The sequence below is a fragment of the Tepidamorphus gemmatus genome (assembly GCF_004346195.1).
GTDB lineage: Bacteria > Pseudomonadota > Alphaproteobacteria > Rhizobiales > Tepidamorphaceae > Tepidamorphus > Tepidamorphus gemmatus.
Genome location: NZ_SMAK01000002.1, coordinates 143,181 through 158,684 on the forward strand (window position 1 = coordinate 143,181; position 15,504 = coordinate 158,684).

Below are 15,504 nucleotides of genomic sequence, written 5' to 3' on the forward strand. Positions count from 1 at the left end.
TTGCGGACGGACAGGACCGTCTCCGTCACAGCTGCACCCCCTGCTCGATGTCGCGGCGAGCCTCCTGCCCCGGCTTCATCCAGTCGTAGAGCTTGCGGCCGAGGCCAATGAGACCGCCGGGCGAGTAGACCATCAGGACGATGACCAGCACTGCGTAGATGATGAGGTAATAGCCCTCGGTGAAACGCAAGACCTCGGGCAGCAGGATGACGACGGCAGCGCCTAGCATCGGGCCGAAGAAGTAGCCGGCGCCACCTACCACCACCATCAGCAGGAGCTTGAGCGAATGGATCAGGCCGAAGCTGCTGGGCTCGATGAACTGGACCAGCGGCGACTGGAGCGCGCCGGCAAGGCCGGCGAACGCCGAGCCGAAGGCGAAGGCGAGCAGCGTCTGGCGGCGAATCTTCAGGCCCAGGCTCTCGGCGCGGATCGGATTCTCGCGCAACGCCTTGAAGGCGCGCCCCCAGGGCGAGCGCAGGATCCACCACATGACTCCCGCCGCGAGAAGGAAGCAAACGAGGGTAAAATAGTAGAACTGGAGGTTCTTCATGGTGGAGAAGCCGAAGAAGTCAGGCCGCGGCATGCCCACCAGCCCGAACGAGCCGCCGGTGATCTCCTCCTCGTTGCGCAGCACGAGGAACAGCAGGGTGTTGAAGGCGAGCGTGACGAAGGCGAGGAAGTGGTGCTGCACACGCAGCGCCGGGTAGCCCAGCATCAGCCCGATGAGGAAGCAGGCCGAGATCGACGCCACAGCGGCGAAGAGCCAGTGTATGCCGGCGAGCGTCATCAGCGCCGTGACATAGGCGCCGATGCCCATGAAGCCTGCCTGCGCCAGCGACACCTGGCCAGCGTAGCCGAGCGTCAGGTTGAGCCCCATGGCGGCGATGGAGAACAGCAGCCATGAGGAGAGCGTGTAGATGATGTAGTTGCCCTGACCGATGGGCGCGACAATCAGCGCGGCGACGCCGATGCCGACGAGCAGGCGTCTCAACGGGATCATACCGTGCGTCCTTCCGAGGTTCCCAGCAGACCCTGGGGGCGTACCAGGATGATGACGATGAGCAGGATCAGCGGCACGGCGTTGCGATATGCGGCCGAGATGTAGACCGCCGAGAGATTGTCGATGACGCCGATCAGCAGGCCGCCGGCCAGTGCTCCGCGGATCTGGTTGAAGCCGCCAACGATGGCGGCAATGAAGGCAACCAGGCCGAGTGTCTCGCCGTTGGAGAACTTCGCCAGGTAGATCGGCGAGATCAGCACCGACGCCACCGTTGCCAGGGCGGCGTTGACGAGGAAGGTGTACATCACCATCCGCTTCACGTTGACGCCGAGAATCTCGGCGACGGCGGGGTTCTGCGCGGTGGCCTGCATGCAGCGACCAGTCCGCGTCCGGTTGAGGAAGAGTTGGAGCCCGGCGATCGCGAGCATTGAGACAGCAAGGTTGCCGAGATCCTGCACGGAGATGCTGGCGCCGGCGATGTTGTAGACCGTCTGCGGGAACACCGGCGGGAAGGGCTGCGCCGTCGCTCCATAGAACTCCTTGACGCTCTCCTTCATCAGCAGGCCCAGCGCGATCGTGGCGATGACCAGCGGCAGCGTGCCGTGCGGCAGCATGGGTTCCACGATGAGCTTCTTGAACATCACGCCGAGGATCAGCAGCGAAAGGACCAGCGCGAACAGCACCGAAGGCCACATCGGCATTCCGAGCACGGTCATCCCCACCAGGACGAAGAAGGCCGGCAGCATGACGAACTCGCCCTGGGCGAAGTTGATCGTCTGCGAGGCCTGCCACAACAGGGTGAAGCCGACCGCCGCCAGGGCATAGATCGAGCCCGCGGCAAGGCCGGAAAGGATGAGCTGTAGGAACTCGACCATGGGTCGTCCTCACTGGAAGGCTCTTTGTTGGCACACAACCCGGCCGGCGTGAACCAACGCCGGCCGGGCGACCTGGCGATCTCAGTTCGGCGGCAGGACGGCCTTCACGGTCTGCTTGCCGCCCTCGACGACGACGAAGAAGCTCTCGCGCGACATCTCGCCGGTATCGTCCCAGCTCGTGTCCATCAGGACGCCAGGGCATTCGGCGGCCGTCAGCGTCAGCCCGTGCATCTTGTCGGCGAAGGCCTGGCGGTCGGTGCTGCCGATCATCTCGGTCACGCACTTGATCGTCCATGCCGACGTGTAGCCCTTGATGGCGTTGTGGTCGGGCGTGTAGTTGTACTTCGCCTTGAAGCGGGCCACCATCTCGGAAACAGCGGGAATGCCGGCATCGGCGGTGAGTCCGACATGGCCCATCGCCCCGTTGGCGGCATCGCCCGCCAGCTCGATCACCTTGGCGCCGATCAGCGTGGTCTCGCCGATCATCGGCAGGCCGATCGACTGCTTCTGGGCCTCGCGCAGGAAGCGGGCGCTCTCCTCCTCGGTCAGGTAGACGAAGACGGCGTCGGCGCCGGAGTTCTTGGCCTTCAGCACGTCGGCCGAGAAGTCGGTCTGGGCCTGCTCGGTGGGCACGTCGGCAACTATCTCGAAGCCGTAGATCTTGGCCTGCTCCATGAAGGCGCCGTAGCCGCCCTTGCCGAACTCGGTGTTGGCCCACACGATGGCCACCTTCTTGATGCCCATCTCCTCGGCCATGTACTTGGCCACCTTCGGCATGCCCTTCTGCGACCCGAAGGCGGTGCGGAAGATGTAAGGGTTGCCCTTCTGCGTGATCGACGGCGCCTCGGAGCCGGTGAACTGCGGAATGCCGGCCTGCTGGGCGACCAGCATGTTCACGACGGTCGAGGACGAATACACCGTGCCGGTGATGACGTAGACGCCCTCGTCGATGGCCTTCTGCACCATCGCGCGGCTGACCTGCGGATCCGTCTGGCTGTCATATTCGAGGAGCTGGACCTTCTCGCCGAGAATGCCGCCGGCGGCGTTGACCTCCTCGAAGCCCAACTTGACGCCGTCACGGAAATTCGTGCCCGCGGCAGCGCCGGGGCCCGAAAGCTCCACGATCGACCCGATCTTGACGTCGGCCATCGTGGGCGGCGCCGACAGAGCCAGCACGACGGCGCTTGTTCCCAACAGCTTGCGAAGCATGGATTTACCTCCCTGTGAGTTCCGGATGTACATCGACCGCCCCCGCGACCATCCGGACGCCGCGGAAAGCAGAAGCGGGCTGGGAATCGCTTCGATTGCAAGGCGGTCCGTCGGCAGCAAAAGCCGGCCCAGTGTCGCGATCCCGCGCATGGAGCCTCCAGTTGCTGGCGCCCATCTGTGCCGGACTATCCCACCCGATCAGCCTCTATCGTCCTTACCCCCATCAGCATCTCGGCGAGCAGCACGGCCTGCGCATTGAACATGCCCGACCCCGGCATCGTACCGCAGCCGACCGACCGCGCCGCCGCGATCAGCGGCGGGATCGCCGGCCGGGTGACGACGTCGGCGACGAACTGATCCGGCGCCAAGAGTTCGACGCACACCGGCAACGGGTCGCCCTCGCCCATGCCGAGCGGCGTCGCGTTGGCCACCAGCGCGAAGCCGCGCGGATCGGTACCGCCGACGCGGGCGCGGCCCGGGAAGGTGACGTTGAGCCGCTCGATCAGCGCGTCGCGGCGCGCCGTGTCGATGTCGTGGAGCGCGAGCTCCGAGGCGCCGCGTGCGAGAATTTCGTAGGCGATCGCGGATCCCGCCCCGCCCGCCCCGACGAGGAGTGCGGTCTTGCCGGCAACGTCGAAGCCCTCGGCGGCGATGCCGTCCATGTAGCCCACGCCATCGGTCGCGTCACCGACCCAGGCGTCGCCATCACGGACCAAGATGTTGACCGCTGCCGCCGCCCTGGCGCGCGCCGTCACGCGCTCACAGAAGTCGAGGCACGCCCCCTTGTGCGGCACCGTGACGACGATGCCGCCGCAGTTCTGCATCGACCTTGCCTGGGCGAGCCACCCGGCGAGATCTTCGGGCAGCACGTGGACCGGCACGACCATGCCGTTGTAGCCGCGGTCGGCCATGATCTGGCTCAGTGACGCGGGCGACTTCACCTGGCCGATGGGATGCCCGATGACGGGGAAGATCCTGGTCTCGCCGTCGATCCTGAGCGGTGCGGTCATTCAAATCCCCCAAGGCTGCCGGCCGATCGGACGGGCAGCCGCATGCGAACGACGAAACCATGCCGCCATCCAGCGAGAAATGGACGATAGGCTCGAATGGTTGGACTATTCGGCACGTGTCGCTCCCCGCAGGGCGGCCAGCGACCGGGCGATTCCGTCCTCGATGGTCGTGACGGGTTGATCGCCGTACGCGGCCGGAACGGGATCCGAGGCCAGGTCCGCGGGTATCCGCAGCGGCGGCCCTTCCACGCGGATACCGTCCCATCCGGTCTGGCGCACAAGCTCGGTAATGAAATCGTCCATCTCGCGCGTGTCGCCGGCCATCGTCAGCGCCTCGGCACCGGCCGGCGGACGGGCGATCGCCGCGGCGAGCAGCCGCGCCACATCCTCGACGTGAACGAACCCGACGCGGCCGGAAAAGCGGATCGTCACCGGTTCGCGGCGCAGCGACGCGGCGATGGCGATGGATGGCCCCGCCGCGATCCCCGAGCTGACGCCGGGTCCGTAGACGACGTAGGGCCTAAGCCCGAGGCTCGGCACCCCGTGGTCGAGCCAGTAGGCGCGGGCCACGCCCTCGACCGCCAGCTTGCTTGTGCCATAGATCGTCATAGGTTTCGGATGCGCAGCATCCTCGGGCCCGAACACCCCGGCCGTGCTCAGATAGGCGACCGGCAGGCGGCGCTCCCGGGCGGCCTCGAACACGTTGATGCTGCCGATCACGTTGACCCGCGCGCCGAGCAGGGGGTCGCGGGCGCAATCGACCGTCATGAGGCCGGCGAGATGCACAATGCCGTCGCACCCTTCCACGGCGCGGGCGACAGCGTCCGTGTCGGTCACGTCGCCGGATAAGATCTCCACCGCCGCCGGCAGCGCATCCCCTTGCGGCCGAAGGTCGAAGATGCGGACCGCATGGCCGGCGGCCAGCAGCGCGGCGATCGTCGGCCGGCCGACGAAACCCGACCCGCCGGTGACGAGGATCCGGCTCATGCAGCCTGGCTCCGCGGCGCGGCGCCGGCTCGCGCCGCGGCGTGACGCCCCGCGATCGCGCCGAAGACAATGGCAGGACCAACCGTGATGCCAGGTCCGGGATAGACGCCGCCCATGATCGACTGGAGGTCGTTGCCGCAGGCGTAGAGCCCCTCGATCACCGACCCGTCGCGGCGCAGCAGCCGGGCATTCTCGTCGCCGACGAGGCCGGTCGCCGAGCCGATGTCCCCCGGCCACAGCCTGACGGCGTAGAACGGTGCGGTCTCCAGCTTTCCGAGCGTCGGGTTCGGCCCGTGCGCGGGATCGCCGTTGGCCTTGTCGTAGACCGTCGTGCCACGCCCGAAATCCTCGTCGACGCCGGTCTCGGCGTAGCGGTTCATGCGCGCCAAGGAATCCTTCAAACCCTCCGCATCGATGCCGAGCTTCGCGGCGAGCTCGTCGAGCGTCGCGCCCGCGGTAAGATAGCCATCGTTGAGGTAGGGCCTGATGTCGGCGCCGCCGGGCCGGATCATGCCCATGCCGTACTTCGCCAGCGCCCTGGCGTCGGCGATCAGGTAGGCGGGGATGTGCGAACCGTCCCTGTTGGCCGCGAACTGAGCAGCTCCGAACAGGTGATAGCTGGTCGCTTCGTTGACGAAGCGGCGGCCGTCACGTCCGACCGAGATGATGCCGGGTTTGGAACGGTCGAAGACGAAGTGCGGAAAAACGGCCATCGTGCCATCCGGCCGGCGGCGATGCGAGCACGGCGCCCAGAAGCAGGGCTGTGCGGCGTCTTCCCCGTGATAAGCGCCCAGCTCGAAGGCGAGGTCGTGCAGCGCGCCTGTGTGCCCGGGCGCCGACGGGCTGAGTTCCGGCACCGGCTGCGGCAGTTTCTCCCGCCGCATCTTCGGATGCCGGGCGAAGCCACCCGTGGCGAGCACGATGCCGCCGCGGGCAGAAACGCGACGCGTCGTATCGTCCTGGCGCAGCGTCAGGCCGGTCACAACCGAGCCGGTCGCCTCGAGCGCGACGGTCTCGGTTTCGGTCAGGATGTCGACGCCGAGGCGCAGCGCCGCGGCCAGCATCCTGCCGATCAGAGCGTTGCCCATCAGCAGGCGAGCATCGCGTCCGTAACGCAGCCGCGAAAGACAGTACTTGCCGATGATGTGCGCCGAGTAGACGGCCGACTTCAGCGACTTGCCCATCGCCATTAGGTGCGGGATGTCGTCGCGATCGACCATCATGCCGCCGAGGATGGTGAATTCGGGGATGGGCGGGCGAATGAGCTTCAGCGTATTGCCGAGCACGTCGGCCTGGAATGGTTCGGGCTCGAGCGCTCGACCGCAGGGCGTAGCGCCCTCCAGCTCGTAGAGATAGTCTGGGTGGAACGGCCGCGGACGGAACCTTACCTCGGTGCGCCGCTCCAGTTCGGCGACGACGTTCGGGCCGGCCCGAAGGAACGCCTCGCGCATTGCCCGGGGCGAGCGGTTGCCGACCGCGCGGTCGAGGAAGCCAGCCACCTTCTCGAAGCTGTCTTCGGCGCCGACCGTGGCCGCGTGGTGGGTGAGCGGTATCCAGGTTGTCGCGGCTGAATAGGCCGAGGTTCCCCCAAGATACTCCGTCCGCTCGACGAGAAGCACGTCAGCTCCCTGCAGCGCGGCGAAAATCGCTGCAGACATGCCGCCGGCGCCGGAGCCCAGAACCACAACATCGTACTCCTTCGCGATGTCAGTCAACGTGCGATGCATGAGGCCCCCAACCCGGCTTTCCCCACCGGACGCGACCCACTATGAACGATTGTTGAATCACATTCAAGAATGAAAAGTTCTTCCGTTTCCCTTGAAATGCGACTATCCATTCATCCGGTCCGAGGAGGAGCACATGACCGAGGCCATCGGCATAGCCGTCGTCGGCGCGGGCGTGATCGGGCGCACACATGTTGACACGCTGGCGCGGGTCAGCGGCATGCGCCTCAGCGCGCTGACCGATCCATCCCCGGCGGCGGCAGGCATTGCAGAAGCGGCCGGCGTGCCCTTCCTGCCTGACGTCGCGGCCCTGATCTCCTCAGGCCTCGCGCAAGCTGCGATCGTAGCGACGCCGAATGAAACCCACCTGCCCGTCACCGAGGCCCTTCTACGCGCCGGCTTGCCGGTCCTGCTGGAAAAGCCGGTGGCCGAGAGCCTCGAATCGGCCCTGAAGCTGATCGCCGTCGCCGACGAGACGAGGCTGCCCGTACTCGTCGGCCATCATCGCCGCCACAATCCTGTCGTATGCTCGGCGCACCAGGCGCTCCGATCCGGCAGGATCGGCGAACTTGTGATCGCCAGCGTGACGTGCTCGCTCTACAAGCCCGACACCTACTTCGAGGCGCAGTGGCGGCGCACGCCCGGCGCCGGCGGCCCACTGCTCATCAATCTCGTCCACGAGGTCGACCTCCTGCGCCACTTCTTCGGCGAGATAGCGAGCGTGCAGGCGATAACCTCGAACGCCCGCAGGGGTTTCGCCGTCGAGGACAGCGCCGCCGTGGTGCTGACCTTCGCGGAAGGCGGCATCGCGAGCCTCGTCATCTCCGACGCGGCCTCCGGGCCGTGGGCCTGGGACCTGACCTCGGGCGAGAACCCCGCGCGGTTTCCCGCCCACAAGGTGACGGCGCACCACTATGCCGGAAGCCGCGGGGCGCTGTCGCTGCCCGACCTGACGCTTTGGTTGCCGGACGGCGAGCCCGATTGGACGCGCGAGCTCCGCACCGAGCGGCTTCCGGTCGTCCCTGGCGACCCCTACGAGGCGCAGCTCGCACACTTCGCGGACCTCGTCCGGGGGCGCGAGACCACCCCGCGCGTGTCGCTGCGCGATGCGACTGCCAACCTGATCGTCCTCGATGCTATCCGCGAGGCCGCCGCCAGCGGCCGGCGCGTCGAGGTCGACCTTTCGCCACTGGAAGACCGTTCCGCGCCAGACAAGGGAACCAGCCGATGAGCAGCGTCGTCGAAAAGTCACTCGCGATCATCGAGCTCCTCGTCGAGCATCCCGCCGGCCTCTCCGTGTCGGCGATCGCGGCCGCGACGGATCAGCCGGCCTCGGGCGTACACCGGACGTTGCAGGAGTTGGCGCGTCTCGGCTACGTGCACCAGACGCATGCACAGGGCGACTACGCGATGACCATCAAGCTGCCCGCCATGGGGCTCGGCTTCCTGGCGCGGGCAGGCATCACCGACGTGACCCAGCCGGTGCTCGACGCACTGGCGGCCGACACCGGGGAGCTGATCCGACTCTCGGTGATCGACGGCGACAACCTGATCTGGGTCGCGGTGGCGCAAGGCGCGACGCGCGGCCTGCGCTACGACCCCGGCCAGGAGCAGGGCGTGATCGTCCACCTCGCCAGCTCGGCGGGCGGCCAGGCGTGGCTCGCCACGATGAGCGACGAGGAGGCCCTGGCCAAGGTGTCCGCGCAGGGGCTCATCCGCCAGGCGGAGGGCATCGGGCCGAACGCGCCGCGAAGCCTCACCGTGCTCCTGCAGCATCTCGCCGAGGCGCGGCAGCGCGGCTACGCGGTGGCGGTGGACAGCTATCTGCGTGGCATGGCCGCCATGGCGGTTCCGGTCCGCTTCCGCGGCGACGGCCCCGTGCTGGGCTGCCTGTCGATCGCCGGGCCCGCGGTCAGGATGAGCGACGAGCGGATGGCGAATCTTGCGCCCCGGCTGCAGGCGGCGGCGGCGGAACTGGGCGAGGCGGCCGCCGGCTCGCAGTACTTCCGGTCCCGGGTACGGATGCTCGACCCCACCCCCGCCGAGGAGCACGAGCAGGCTTGAGGTGTTTCCGGCCGCACGACGCCGCAAAACCGTGCGGACATCAGTAGGCAGGGATGAATGGACTCGCAACCGCTCCGCCAGATCGAATGCGACGTGCTGGTGATCGGCTCCGGGGCCGCGGGCCTCGCGGCCGCGGTGACGGCGGCGCATTTCGGGTTGAAGGTGGTGGTGGCGGAGAAGGCACCGGTTTTCGGCGGCACGTCGGCGTGGTCTGGCGGGTGGCTCTGGATCCCGCGCAACCCGCTGGCGGTCGAGGCCGGCATCGAGGAGCCGCCCGAAGGCCCAATGCGGTATCTGCGCAGCGAGTTGGGCAACCGTGCCGGCGACCCGCGCATCCCTGTCTTCCTCGCGAACGGGCCGGAAATGGTCTCCTTCTTCCGGGCGCATACGGCGGTGCGCTGGATCGACGGCAACCGCATTCCCGACTTCCACGAGACCCCGGGCGCGCTGAAGGGCGGACGCTCGGTCTCCGCCGCGCCCTATGACGGGCGCGAGCTCGAGGGGTGGATCGCCAAGCTGCGGCCACCGCTCGACGTCGTAACGCTGTGGGGCATGGGCATCGCCAGCGGGACCGACATGGCGCACTTCTTCAGGGCGCGGAGAAACCCGCGCTCGGCCCTCTACGCGGCTGGGCGCATCGCCCGCCATCTGCGCGACCGCCTCCTGCACGGGCGGGGGCTGCAGCTCGTCAACGGCAACGCGCTGATCGGGCGGCTGCTGCGCTCGGCGCTCGACAAGGGCGTCACCCTCATCGACAGCGCGCCGGCGACGGCGCTCTTGCGCGAGGGGGCGCGCGTGGCCGGCGCGCGGCTCGCGACGCCCGGCCGCCCGCTCGTCGTGAAAGCCTCCAGGGGCGTGGTACTCGCCACCGGCGGCTTCCCGCACGACCCGGAGCGCCTCGACGCGCTCGCCGCCCAGGCCGGGGGAGGCGCGGAGCACCATTCGGCCGCACCGCGCGAGAACACCGGCGACGGCATCCGGCTCGGCGAGACCGAGGGCGGCGCGGTGGCACGGGACCTCGCGTCCAGCGTGGCGCTGGCGCCGGTGTCGCTCGTGCCGCGACCGGACGGCACTGTGGCGAACTTCCCGCACCTAGTCGAACGCGCCAAGCCGGGCATCATCGCCGTGACGCCGCAAGGTCGGCGTTTCGTCTCTGAGGCCGACAGCTATCACGACTTCATGCAGGCGCTCATCGCGGTGACTCCCGCCGGCGAGACGCCGACATGCTGGCTCGTCGCCGACCATCGCGCGCAGCGCAGCTGGGGCCTCGGCTGGTCGAAGCCGTTCCCCTTCCCGCTCGGCCCGGCGATCCGCTGCGGCTATCTCAGGCGCGGCAGGACCCTCGAGGAACTGGCGCGGCAGTGCGGCCTTCCGCCGGACACGCTCGCCGAGACCGTGGCACGGTTCAACACGTTCGCGAAGCGCGGCGAGGACCCGGATTTCCATCGCGGCGAGAGCGCATACAACCGCGTTCAGGGCGACGCCGACCACCGGCCCAATCCGTCGCTCGCGCCGCTCGACCGCCCGCCGTTCTACGCGGTGAAGATCGTGCCGGGCTCGCTCGGTACCTTCGCGGGCCTGAAGACCGACCCGCTGACCCGCGTGCTCGACGCGCGCGGCCGCCCGATCCCGGGTCTGCATGCCGTGGGCAACGACATGGCCTCGATCATGGGCGGCAACTATCCGTCGGGCGGCATCACGCTGGGGCCCGGCATGACCTTTGGCTACGTCGCCGGCCGCGTTCTGGCCGGCCAGCCCGTGGCGGGCATCACCGCCGACAAGGAGGAAGCAGCATGAGCCATTACGAGCTGGCGACGCTCGACACGGTGATCTTCGGCGCGGGCAAGGCCGCGGCAGGGATCGAGGCGTGGGTGAAGGCTGGCAGGGGCCGGCTGTGCGGCGCATGGAGCACCGACATCGGGACGCTGAACCGGGTATTCGTGCTGCGCACCTTCGACAGCCTCGCCGAGATGATGGAGGAGCGCGAGCGCGCCCTGCGTAGTGACGACCCGTTCGGCTGCACGGAGTACCTGACCGCGCTCAGCATGGAGAGCTACCGTGCGCTCGACTTCATGCCCCCCGTGGAGCCGGGCAGCTTCGGCCCGATTTACGAGTTCCGCACCTATCGCACGAAGGTCAATGGCATCGTGCCGACGATGGAGAAGTGGCGTGTCGCGGTGCCCGAGCGCGAGGCCTATTCGAAGCTCACCGTCGCCATGTACGGTCTCGACGGCGCTCCGCGGCTCACGCAGATCTGGCCGTATCCCAGCCTCGCGGCGCGCGCCGAGGCCCGCGCCAGGTCGGTCGCCGACGGCAAGTGGCCGCCGAAGGGCGGGCCCGATTGGCTCAGCCCCGACATGACGAGCCAGATCGCCATGCCGCTGCCCTTCTCGCCGCTGAAGTGAGGCCGCGATGAGCCACCCCCTCTCGCTCGCCTTCCTCACCACGTTCGACGTCGGTCCGGTCGAGGCCGTGCGGATCGCCGCGGAAATCGGCTACGACATGGTCGGCCTGCGCATCCTCCCGGCAGCGGCAGCGGGCGAGCCCGACTATCCGCTCCTGACCGACGACCGGCTGCTCGCGGAGGTCAGATCAGCCCTGGCCGACACGGGCGTGACCGTCGGCGACGTCGAGATCATCCGCCTGAAGGCGGAGAACGACTGGGCGCTGTTCGAGCGCTTCTGCGACCGTTGCGCCGCACTCGGGGCGCGCCACGTGCTCGTGGCCGGCGACGACACCGACCATGGGCGCCTCACGGAAAGCTTCGCGCGGTTCTGTGGCATGGCGGCCTCGCACGGGCTGACGGCCGACCTCGAATTCATGCCGTGGACCGGCGTGCCGAACCTCGCCGCAGCGCGGCGGATCGTCGAGGCGGCCGGGTGCGACAATGGCGGGGTGCTCGTCGACGCATTGCACTACGACCGCTCGGCGACGACGCTCGACGAAATCGCGGCCCTGCCGCCGGACCGGGTCAACTACGTCCAGTTCTGCGACGGCGCGGTCCCCTACGACCCGTCGGACGAGGGTCTGATCCGTGTCGCCCGCGGCGAGCGCCTGTTCCCGGGCGAAGGCGGAATCGACCTCGCCGGATTGGCGCGCGTGATACCCGAGGGCACGACGATCAGCGTCGAGGTTCCGCACCGGCGCCTCGCCGAACGGATCGACGCGCCGGGACGCGCCGCCATGGCCCACGCCGCGACCAGGGCGATCCTGCGGGCCGCCGGCCGCGCCTGAGCAGCCGTCGCCCAGGAAACCATGCCATCGCGCGATAGTCGATGTCGTCCCCTCTCCTCGACGGCCTGACGCGGAGGCGGCTGTCGCCGCCCCGCCTGGCGCGATGGATCGCACGGTAGTCGCGCGCCATCCGCTCGACCGAGAAGCGGCACTCGAAGCGCTCGCGGTCGCCACGCGATCGAGCCGCCCCGCCTGCTCGACCGCCTCAACCGCCTCGTCGATCCCATCGACGATCAGGCCCGTGACCGTCGTGACCAGCGACGAGCTGCACCACGGTCCGCCTGCCGATGACTGCGCCCGGCGTGGAACCGATCACGGCCATGGCAGTTGTCGCGGCCTTCGATGATGCCTGCCGCTTCCGCCGATCGTCCAGCGCGGGCGCCCATCTAGGGCTGACGCCCAGACGGTACGCGTCCGGCAAGATCAGTCGGAACGGGCAGGTGTCCAAACGGGGCGACGGCTTCACCAGGAGGTGCCTGTTCGAGGCCGCGAACGCCATCTTCCGCGGGAACCTTGACGGCCCACGCCTGCCGGATTGGGTCAAAGCGATTGCCGAGAGAACCGGGCCGCGCAAGGCCAAGGTCGCGCTGGCCGGACCGGAAGTCCTTGCCGAGCGGGATGACGGGTATTGTCAGCCCATCGGCGCCTATCCCGGGACAGACGCCTGTGTTTCATGCGGTCTGGCCGTGGCCCAATAGCGCGAAAGCCGTCATGCCGGGACAATACAGGTTGCGGAGAAGGTTCCCATCGTCGGCATTCTGAAGCGCCTCGATCAGCGCCTTCCTGTCGTCAGATATCGGGACCTCGTGGCTCAGCCTGGTGTCGGCAAACTCCAGCTCAGCCGCACATCCCGATGGCCACCTCGGCCGAAAAGTGAAAATCCACCACTTCCCTGGCTGCCAACGACTGATCTTCTGGCGCTTACCGAAGATGTCGTCAGCCTGCGCAGGGCCGCCCGAACCCGAGTCGGCGGCAGGCGGGTCGGATCCGGGTCGCCTTCGAGGAAGGTGGAGACCATCACCATCAGGGCTTGGCGGTCTGCCATGGTGCCGGAAGGTGCCTTGTTCAGGATCCCGCGGCCGGCAGCTCGAGCCGGGCGACGAGACCTCCCCCGGGCGCCTCCGCCAAGGTGAGGCTGCCGCCGCAGGACTTCGCCCGGTCGGCGGCAATGGCAAGCCCGAGGCCGTGACCGCTGCTATCGAGCCGAACGCCGCGGGCGAGGAGACGATCGCGTTCGCCGGGCGGGATACCAGGGCCGTCGTCGGCAATCTCGAGGATCAGCCGACCGGCGGCGCCGCGGGCGAGGATTTCGATCCGGTGACGCGCCCATCTCACGGCATTCTCGGCGAGCGCCGCTACCATTTCGGCCAGATCTTCGGCATCACCCCGGAAATCGGGAGCACCTTCGGCCGTGATCGCCATCTCCAGGCCGCGCCTGCGGGCCTCCGGGCCGAGCACGAGAGCGATGTCGTCGAGCACCGGCGTCACCGCGGATCGCGCGGTGGCATCGACGGGCCGGCCGGCCGCGCGGGCTCGGGTAAGATGCCAGCGCAGGATCCGCTCCATCCGCCCGATGAGCGCGCGATCCTCTTCCCCGATCCGGTTTGCGAGCACTGCGAGCGGAGTCTTGAGCGCGTGGGCAAGGTCTGCCGCCTCGGAACGGGCCCGTGCGATCTGGTCGCGGTTGGCCTCCAGCAGCCGGTCGAGTTCGGCCGCGAGCGGCACGAGTTCGCGCATCTTCGGGCGCGGCACCGTGGCGGCCTGCCCGTCGCGCAGCCGGGACAGGCCCCGGGCGAAGTGCCCCAGATCGGACAGCCCGGCCTGCACCGCCACCACCTGCGCAGCGATCAGCGCTACTGCGAGCACGACTAGCGACATAGCGAGTGGTCGGCGGATCGCGGTCAGTTCCGCCGCGGCCTCGGCCGCGGGAAGGGTGACGGTGGCGGTCAGTCTGCGGCCGTCGCCCGGCGCCGTGAAGAACTCCCGATGTACGATCAGATCGAGGCCATGCGCCTGCTGCGCCTGTCCGTCGACGCCGAGATCGGCCGACATCAGCGAGGGCGATCGGGCCAGCACCGTCTTGCCGTCGGCCACCTGCCAGAACCACCCCGAACGCGGCGTTTCGAAGCGCGGATCAGCCGGTGGTGGGTCGAGGCGGAAGCTGCCTTCATCCTCATCCCATTCGGAAGCCGCCATGATGCCACGCGCCGTTGCCGTAAGCTCCGCCAACAGTCGCCGGTCCACGAAATCGGCCAGCAGCATCGAAAGTGCTGCCCAGGCCGCAACCAGCGCCAGCACGGTCAGCGCGCCGGCGGCCAGCATCAATCGGCCACGGATCGAGTGCATCACGACGGATCGCCGGGCAGAAGCCGCCACCCCTCACCCCGACGGGTCTCGATCCGCGCCTCGCCGATCTTTCGCCTGAGCCTGCCGATCAGCACCTCGAGCGACCGGAAGTCGCGGTCGGTGTCGCCATCATAGAGCTGTTCTGCCAGTTCGCTCCGGCTGACCGTGCGGCCGATATTGAGCATCAGCTGGCGAAGGATCCTGGTCTCGAAGGCGGTCAATCGCAATGGCAGGCCGTCCAGCGTTGCGATTGCGGTCGCGGTATCGAACACCAGACTGCCGGCAGCGATCTCGGCGCTGGCATGACCGGCAGCACGTCGCAGCAGCACCGACAGGCGCAGCACCACCTCCTCCATCCGGAAGGGTTTCAGCACATAATCGTCGGCGCCGGCCCGGAAGCCGGCGACCTTGTCGCCCCAGGCATCGCGCGCGGTGAGGATCAGAACGGGAAAGGCCAGCCCCTGACCTCGCCAGCCGCGCAGTACCTCGATTCCGTCCATCCCCGGCAGGCCGAGATCGAGCACCGCCGCCGCCACCTGTTCGGTGGCGCCGAGATACTCTCCCGCCGTCCCGTCATGGGCGCATTCGACAGTATAGCCGGCCTCCGTCAGTGCCGTTCTGAGCTGCGCGGCAAGTTCCACGTCGTCCTCGACCACCAGCACCTTCACGGCGTTTCCCCCGGCAGGATGCGCGCCTCCGTCTGGCCGATCCCGCGCACCTCCAGGAACAGGCAGCCGGGACCGGACAGACGGATCTCGAGGACATTGCCGGCAGGCGTGAGCCAGCGAATGTCCCGGATCAGCCCTGCCTCGCGCGCGGCGATGCGCAACGCCTCGCCCCGGTAGCGCGCCGCCACACAGGCGAGCGCTGCCTCGGGGGCGAGCGGCTCGGCACCCGGCGGCGCGACAGGATCGGCAGACAGCGCCGATGCAACGAAGAGCGCGGCCAGGAACAGTCCGGGCGGGAGAGCGGATCGGCGCATGGCAAGAATCTATTCCCTGAAGCTCAACAGAAGCTCAACAGCATCGTTGCGGCGGGGTTCCGTGGCGGTTCGG

Annotated in this window: 15 protein-coding genes; 6 read left to right on the forward strand and 9 right to left on the reverse strand. The window is 68.6% G+C overall.

The genetic code is table 11. From position 1 onward, the window contains the following. Positions 1 to 25 precede the first annotated feature (25 nt). The 6 genes from EDC22_RS03575 to EDC22_RS03600 form a co-directional block, all read right to left on the reverse strand. Positions 26 to 1,000, reverse strand: coding sequence for a branched-chain amino acid ABC transporter permease (locus tag EDC22_RS03575; protein WP_132805241.1), 975 nt, complete (start codon positions 998 to 1,000; stop codon positions 26 to 28). Continuing rightward, positions 997 to 1,875, reverse strand: a complete 879-nt coding sequence (locus EDC22_RS03580) for a branched-chain amino acid ABC transporter permease (RefSeq protein WP_132805242.1) — start codon at positions 1,873 to 1,875, stop codon at positions 997 to 999. Before EDC22_RS03580 ends, EDC22_RS03575 begins: the two co-directional genes overlap by 4 nt. 81 nt (positions 1,876 to 1,956) lie before the next feature. Continuing rightward, a complete protein-coding gene (locus EDC22_RS03585; RefSeq protein WP_132805243.1) occupies positions 1,957 to 3,084 on the reverse strand; it encodes an ABC transporter substrate-binding protein in 1,128 nt (375 codons plus the stop codon). Between the two features lie 185 nt (positions 3,085 to 3,269). Further along, positions 3,270 to 4,094 (reverse strand): shikimate dehydrogenase family protein, encoded by an 825-nt coding sequence (locus EDC22_RS03590; protein ID WP_132805244.1) that lies wholly within the window; start codon positions 4,092 to 4,094, stop codon positions 3,270 to 3,272. 105 nt (positions 4,095 to 4,199) lie between these two features. Continuing rightward, positions 4,200 to 5,081, reverse strand: coding sequence for an NAD-dependent epimerase/dehydratase family protein (locus EDC22_RS03595; RefSeq protein WP_132805245.1), 882 nt, complete (start codon positions 5,079 to 5,081; stop codon positions 4,200 to 4,202). Next, on the reverse strand, positions 5,078 to 6,739 hold the full coding sequence (locus EDC22_RS03600; RefSeq protein ID WP_245499616.1) for an FAD-dependent oxidoreductase: 1,662 nt from the start codon (positions 6,737 to 6,739) through the stop codon (positions 5,078 to 5,080). Before EDC22_RS03600 ends, EDC22_RS03595 begins: the two co-directional genes overlap by 4 nt. A 202-nt stretch (positions 6,740 to 6,941) precedes the next feature. Between EDC22_RS03600 and EDC22_RS03605 the strand changes: the two genes are divergently transcribed. The 6 genes from EDC22_RS03605 (at position 6,942) to EDC22_RS03630 (ending at position 12,801) form a co-directional block, all read left to right on the forward strand. Further along, entirely contained in the window at positions 6,942 to 8,036 is a 1,095-nt protein-coding gene (locus tag EDC22_RS03605; RefSeq protein WP_132805247.1) for a Gfo/Idh/MocA family protein, read from the forward strand. Then, positions 8,033 to 8,869 carry an IclR family transcriptional regulator gene (locus tag EDC22_RS03610; RefSeq protein ID WP_132805248.1) on the forward strand — a complete coding sequence of 279 codons (837 nt, stop codon included), beginning with the start codon at positions 8,033 to 8,035 and terminating at the stop codon, positions 8,867 to 8,869. The genes EDC22_RS03605 and EDC22_RS03610 overlap by 4 nt, the downstream gene beginning before the upstream one ends. A gap of 57 nt (positions 8,870 to 8,926) precedes the next feature. Further along, the gene (locus EDC22_RS03615; protein ID WP_132805249.1) at positions 8,927 to 10,666 is read left to right on the forward strand and encodes an FAD-dependent oxidoreductase; all 1,740 of its coding nucleotides are present in this window, start codon (positions 8,927 to 8,929) and stop codon (positions 10,664 to 10,666) included. Continuing rightward, the gene (locus EDC22_RS03620) at positions 10,663 to 11,274 is read left to right on the forward strand and encodes an NIPSNAP family protein (RefSeq protein WP_132805250.1); all 612 of its coding nucleotides are present in this window, start codon (positions 10,663 to 10,665) and stop codon (positions 11,272 to 11,274) included. The genes EDC22_RS03615 and EDC22_RS03620 overlap by 4 nt, the downstream gene beginning before the upstream one ends. A gap of 7 nt (positions 11,275 to 11,281) precedes the next feature. Then, positions 11,282 to 12,103 carry a sugar phosphate isomerase/epimerase family protein gene (locus tag EDC22_RS03625; protein WP_132805251.1) on the forward strand — a complete coding sequence of 274 codons (822 nt, stop codon included), beginning with the start codon at positions 11,282 to 11,284 and terminating at the stop codon, positions 12,101 to 12,103. A gap of 287 nt (positions 12,104 to 12,390) precedes the next feature. After that, positions 12,391 to 12,801 (forward strand): transposase, encoded by a 411-nt coding sequence (locus EDC22_RS03630; protein ID WP_281048263.1) that lies wholly within the window; start codon positions 12,391 to 12,393, stop codon positions 12,799 to 12,801. A gap of 367 nt (positions 12,802 to 13,168) precedes the next feature. On the opposite strand, the gene EDC22_RS03640 is transcribed toward EDC22_RS03630, so the two are convergent. The 3 genes from EDC22_RS03640 to EDC22_RS03650 are packed head-to-tail and all read right to left on the reverse strand — an operon-like array spanning position 13,169 to position 15,431. Next, positions 13,169 to 14,449, reverse strand: coding sequence for a sensor histidine kinase (locus EDC22_RS03640; protein ID WP_207903688.1), 1,281 nt, complete (start codon positions 14,447 to 14,449; stop codon positions 13,169 to 13,171). Further along, entirely contained in the window at positions 14,449 to 15,117 is a 669-nt protein-coding gene (locus tag EDC22_RS03645) for a response regulator transcription factor (RefSeq protein WP_132805253.1), read from the reverse strand. Before EDC22_RS03645 ends, EDC22_RS03640 begins: the two co-directional genes overlap by 1 nt. Continuing rightward, positions 15,114 to 15,431: a Cys/Met metabolism pyridoxal-phosphate-dependent enzyme gene (locus tag EDC22_RS03650; RefSeq protein WP_132805254.1), complete on the reverse strand. Its 318-nt coding sequence runs from the start codon at positions 15,429 to 15,431 to the stop codon at positions 15,114 to 15,116. Before EDC22_RS03650 ends, EDC22_RS03645 begins: the two co-directional genes overlap by 4 nt. Positions 15,432 to 15,504 lie beyond the last annotated feature (73 nt).